General features: G+C 66.4%; 4 protein-coding genes. All 4 read right to left on the minus strand.

The annotated features are described in order from the left end of the window. Window positions 1-40: 40 nt before the first annotated feature. Entirely contained in the window at window positions 41-388 is a 348-nt protein-coding gene (locus Q4F91_RS13095; RefSeq protein WP_303338176.1) for a hypothetical protein, read from the minus strand. A 506-nt stretch (window positions 389-894) separates the two neighbouring features. Next, entirely contained in the window at window positions 895-2175 is a 1281-nt protein-coding gene (locus tag Q4F91_RS13100; protein WP_303338177.1) for a M20/M25/M40 family metallo-hydrolase, read from the minus strand. Between the two features lie 128 nt (window positions 2176-2303). Next, complete coding sequence (locus tag Q4F91_RS13105; protein ID WP_303338178.1) at window positions 2304-3026, minus strand: hypothetical protein; 723 nt, start codon at window positions 3024-3026, stop codon at window positions 2304-2306. A 203-nt stretch (window positions 3027-3229) separates the two neighbouring features. Beyond that, a partial coding sequence (locus Q4F91_RS13110) for an FAD-binding protein (protein WP_303338179.1) occupies window positions 3230-3672 on the minus strand: 443 nt, incomplete at its 5' end.

Here is a 3672-nt window from a genome sequence, read left to right on the forward strand (position 1 = left end):
CGGCGCAATACCGCTCCGAACCCCTTGATTTTCCTACACTTCAGAACCTCCAGCGAACGTTCGCCATCGCGGCGTAGTTGTCGGCGTTGGAGCTCCCAGTGTAGGAGACGCCCACGCCGAAGCCGAAGCTGCCGGCCTCGCCCGTGATGCCGAGTTTGTCCGAGTAATTCACGCGGTCGAGGACCTCGGCCCAGGTCTTCGTGGTCGAGTCGGAGTTCATGATCACCGAGCCGCCCGAGCGTGCGGTCATCGCGTCCATGTGGACGAAGCTGAAGCGGAGGCCCGCGTAGGGCGCGATATCGACCGAGCCGGAAGCCGAGAGGGCGATGGCCGTGGCGCAGTTGATCGTGATCGAGGAGAGGTCGATGACGCCGCCCTGGAAAGACAAAATGCGTCATAACGCGGAGTCAGACACCCGAAGCGTCACAGCACACCCCCTATTGCTGAGTGCTGTGACAGATCGCGGCACGGGAGAGAAGGGTGTCACAGGAGGAGGACAGTCCCCGGGATCGCCTCTGCGAGAGGGGATCCGGGGCAGAAAGGCCGGGTCGGCCGGCACCCGCCGTTAACAACTGGACTCGACCTGCAGCAAGTCCAACTGCGCCGCCGCCGGGAACGCGCGAGGCCGTCGTGTCTTCAGGGAAGACACAAATGGAAACGCGGTCCGAATCCCGGACCGGACGCAGTTTGTTACACAAAGGGGAGGCACCGTGTGGCCTGATGTACACGGAAAACGCCTCAGCGAGAGGCGTTTTCAGAAATTCCCGGGACCGGGTCCCAGGAATGTCATGACGGCACCTGAACGACGGAAGCCTCCCCGGGCGGTTCAGTCCGGAGAGGCTTCGGCTCGGTGTGTCCGGCGCTCCTGGAGGGAGCGCGGTCAGTTGAGGAGGATCAGTGCTTCCGCGGGAGCATGGGCTCGGTCACGCCCTCGACACCCACGAGCGCGAGCGCGGCGAGGAGCGCCTCCTGCGGGCCGAGCCAGGCGTCCTTCGGATCCCACCACTCGGTGAGCGCATGGTTGTTGGCCTCGGTGCCGCCACCGCCGAGCGTCGTGGCGGGGAAGCCCATCGAGAGCGGCACGTTGTGGTCGGTCGAGGCGAAGGCGTAGTTGAGAAGCGGAATGCCGAGCGCGTCCATGGCGGCGTGCGCCGCCTGGATCACCGGGCTCTCCGGCGACGAGATGCCCGCCGGCCGGTGCCCGATCGGCTCGACCGTGAGCCGCACGGCGTTCCCGCCCGAGACGCCCCAGCGGGCGTTCTCCTCGGCGACGGCCTCGTCAAGGAGCCCGAGGATCCTGTCCGCGGTGCGGGTGAGTTCCTCGTTGTCGGAGCTGCGGACATCGATCTGCATCTCGGCCTTCGCCGCGATGGCGTTGACGCTCGTTCCGCCGCCCATGACGCCGACGGTGAAGGTGGTCTTCGGTTCCTCGGGAACCTGAAGGTCGGCGATCTTCGCGCCGGCGCGGCAGAGCGCGTGGTTGGCTGAGGCCACGAGGCCGAACTTCTTGAAGCTGTGGCCGCCCGGGCCCTCGAAGACCGCGCGGTAGCGGAGGCTTCCCATCGCGCCCTTGAGGATGCGCGTCGGAGCGGCGCTGTCGATGCCGATGAAGCCGTCAAATTCCTGGCTTCGGGCCTTCCACAGGGCCTTGGTGCCGCGGAGGTCGCCGTTGCCTTCCTCGCCCACGGTTGCGGCGATGACGATGTCGCCGACGAGCGGGATCCCGGCGCCCTTGATGCTCCTCAGGATCTGCAGCAGCGCCGCGAGACCGCAGGTGTCATCCGAGATGCCGGGGGCGTGAAGGACGCCATCGATCTCCTTCACCGTGCAGTCGGTGCCCTTCGGGAAGACGGAGTCAAGGTGCGCGGACATCACGAGGCGCGGCCCCTTGCCGTTCCCCTTCAAGACCGTGATCACGTTGCCGGCCTTGCCGCCCACGGGCATGAACTCGATCTCATCGGCGCCGTTCTGGATGAGGAGGTTGCGGAATGCCTCGGCGCGGGCGTCCTCCATGAAGGGAGGCGAGGGGAATTCGGTGAGGGCGATCTGCTCGTGGACGCGCTCCTCGTGCTGCTCGCGGCAGAGCGAGACGGCCTTCGCGACGCGCGGGTCGGCGACGAGCTTTGCCATCGCGGCGCGGGCCGCGGGGTCAAGGGTGTGGAGTTCTTCGGTCATCAGTGGTCTCCTTTGTCATTCACTGCGGAATGCCCGGGACCGGCCCCGGGGCATCCGTTTGAAGCAATCGTAGCCCAGCAAGGCCGGAGCCACACCGGAATTCATGCAGATGACCGGATTGAGGCCGGTCAGAGCCCGTGGCCGGGAATCTCCTCACGGAGCGTGCGGTCAAGGCGCAGGAACCGACCCTCGCGCACCACGGCGCCGCTTTTCTCCCAGTCCCTGAGGATGCGGCCGACGACGGTGCGGTCCGAGTGGATGAGAAGCGAGAACTCCTGCACGGTGACGGGCCAGGGGAGCTTGACGGAGTCCGCATGGCGGTCGAGGCCCGCGGCACGGGCGAGCACGCAGAGCACGATCGCAAGCCGCACCTTCACGGGCATGAGGTCGTTGACGAGCGTGCCTTCCATCTGCGCGGTGTTCTTCAAGAGATAGTTCGTGAGCACGCGGTTGGTGAGCCGGGGATCGGCCTCGAGGAAACCGCGGAACACCTCACCCTCGACCTCCACGGTCTCGACGTCGGAGAGCATTCTCGCCGCGAGGTTCATGCTCCTGCCGCCCCTGATCACGGCGCGGATGCCTCCGAGCACGGCGTTCTCCGACCAGAGGCAGGCCATGCGGTCGAACTCGGCGAAGCCTCCGACGCAGGTGGCGAGGAGCCCCGAGGTGATGAGCCACACCTTGTCATGCGCGCCGAAGGGGAAGACCGTGTGGGCGGCGAAGCTCCGCGGACGGCCGTTCGCCCGCAGGAACCCGACCACCTCGGGCACGTCGGGCGGCACGAGCCAGGGCCAGTCGTGGAAGGCATAGCGGTCGCCGAGGAGCGGGGGAAAGTCGGTTTCTTCGGTCATCTCGTCCGTGAGTCATCTGAAGTCATTCTTCAATGATGCCCCGGATGCGACTTGGGCAAGAGAGAGTGATTTCCCTCAGGTCCCCGGCGACAAAAATCCCCGCGCCCTGAACTGACAGAACACGGGGAAGGATGCACCCGGGGTCGCGGAGAGGCGTCCGGAGACGCCGCTCAGTGACCCCGGGCTGCTCGGGAAACGGTGAATTACCTGCCGGCCTCGATCTCGGCGATGGCGTTCAGAGCCGCGAGGCGGCCCGAGGTCATCGCGAAGGAGGAGGCGGAGCCTTCGCAGCGGAGGTCATAGGACGAGTCATAGAGACCGCCGATGTCCTGACCGACCACGTAGAGGTTCGGGATGACGTCGCCCTGCGGGGTCTTCGCCTCGAACTTCGGCGTGACGGTGACGCCGCCGAGCGTCAGGAAGAACGCACGGATGCCCTTGAGGGCGTAGTACGGACCCTTCTCGAGATCGAACTTCTCGAGGTGCTCGGGCTTGCGGCCGAACTCCGGATCCTCGCCCTTCTCGGCGTAGCCGTTCACCTGCTTCATCGTGTCGCGCAGGTTCGCGGGCGGCACGCCGATCTGCTGAGCGAGCTCCTCGATCGTGTCGGCCTTGAAGGCCCAGCCGCGCTCCATGCCGATCTCCC

This window comes from Sutterella sp. (genome assembly GCF_030539355.1).
Lineage (GTDB): Bacteria > Pseudomonadota > Gammaproteobacteria > Burkholderiales > Burkholderiaceae_F > Sutterella.

Bases quoted from the DNA above. Each gene is read 5' to 3' on its own strand.
- Q4F91_RS13105 (WP_303338178.1), bottom strand. From the start codon at position 3,026: ATGACCGAAGAAACCGACTTTCCCCCGCTCCTCGGCGACCGCTATGCC.
- Q4F91_RS13100 (WP_303338177.1), bottom strand. From the start codon at position 2,175: ATGACCGAAGAACTCCACACCCTTGACCCCGCGGCCCGCGCCGCGATG.